Origin of the sequence: Arthrobacter sp. GCM10027362 (assembly GCF_042679445.1) — a bacterium.
GTDB lineage: Bacteria > Actinomycetota > Actinomycetes > Actinomycetales > Micrococcaceae > Crystallibacter.
This window is the reverse complement of sequence record NZ_JBHTML010000370.1, coordinates 1-1,330: the sequence shown is the minus strand read 5'-3', so window position 1 is coordinate 1,330 and position 1,330 is coordinate 1. Positions and strand designations below refer to the sequence as shown.

The window sequence follows — 1,330 nt, the reverse complement described above, 5'->3', positions numbered from 1 at the left end:
GGCGGCAGCACGGCCGCGGCGCTGCCGGCAGGCACCGGCGGCGCGACGTCGAACTCGACAGTGGCTTCGGCAGTGGCGGTGGCGGCGCTGCTGACCGCGTAGCCGTCCATCTGGGAGTTGGCGAACGGCGGCAGCCTCACCGGCGCCGCGATGTCGCGGGCGAGGACCCGGTGCACGGCGGCGGTCAACGCCAGGTTTTCCCCCGCACCGGCCGCCAGGCGGCGCTGCCAGGCGCCGCGCACCAGTTCCAGCACCTGCTGCCGGTGTTCGGACACGGCTCTGCGCACTCTTGACCTCCTGGCCGGTCGGCCTGTCTCCGGTTCGGTTACCGCAGCCATCCTAGAGGAACGGCTGCTCAGCCGGCCCCGGCAACCTCCACGGCGACGGTGTGCCAGCCGGTGGCACCGTCCGGTACCACGCCGGCCACTTCCCCGGTCTGCTCCCGGCCGGCCGCGTCGATGGCCCTGACCTGCAGCACATGCCGGCCCGGGGCGGCCGGCCAGGCGAAGCGGTACTGGCGCCAGGTGTCCCGCGAGATGGCAGCGGCGAGCCCGGCATCCTGCCACGGCCCCTCGTCCACGCGCAACTGCACACCGCTGATGCCGGTGTGCTGGGCCCAGGCGACGCCGGCGACGACGACCGTGCCGGGGGCCACCCGGGCGCCGTCGCGCGGGGTATCGATCCGGGAGGACAGCTTCACCGGTCCGCGCGGGCTCCAGCCCCGCACCGTCCAGTAGGCGGCCTCGTCCGCGAAGCGGGTCAGCCTGAGCTCGGTAACCCACTTGGTGGCCGAGACGTAGCCGTAGAGCCCCGGCACCACCAGCCGTGCCGGATAGCCGTGTTCCAGCGGCAGCGGCTCGCCGTTCATGCCCACAGCCACCATGGCGTCCCGGTTGTCCAGCAGGACCTCCAGCGGCGTGGAGGCCGTGAAGCCGTCCACGCTGCGCGAGAGCACCATGTCCGCTTCGGGCAGCGGCCGGGCCAGGCCCAGCAGCTCCCGGACCGGCCAGCCCAGCCAGCGGGCATTGCCGATCAGGTTCCCGCCGACCTCGTTCGAGACGCAGCACAAGGTCACATAGCGTTCAATCATCGGCCGGGACGCCAGCCCGGCAAAGTCCAGTTCGATTTCCTGTTCCACCATGCCGGTGACCCGCAGCCGCCAGCGGTCCACGTCCACCACCGGGACGATCAGCGCCGTATCGATCCGGTAGAAGTCCGGGTTGGGCGTGACCAGCGGTGCCAGGCCCGGCACCGCCAGCGCGGCTCCGGCGGGTACCGGCGGCGCCGGAGAGGCGGGCTGTGGCAGCCGGAAGGCACGGCGGAGGCCGGC

At 73.2% G+C, this 1,330-nt stretch carries 1 protein-coding gene and 1 pseudogene; both read right to left on the bottom strand.

Going from position 1 to position 1,330, the window contains the following annotated elements; translation table 11 throughout:
• Positions 1–287: pseudogene (locus tag ACFQ36_RS22735) on the bottom strand (molybdopterin molybdenumtransferase MoeA); the annotation flags it as partial.
• Between the two features lie 68 nt (positions 288–355).
• Positions 356–1,330 (bottom strand): molybdopterin-dependent oxidoreductase (locus tag ACFQ36_RS22730; protein ID WP_377017845.1); only part of this gene is annotated, 975 nt, incomplete at its 5' end.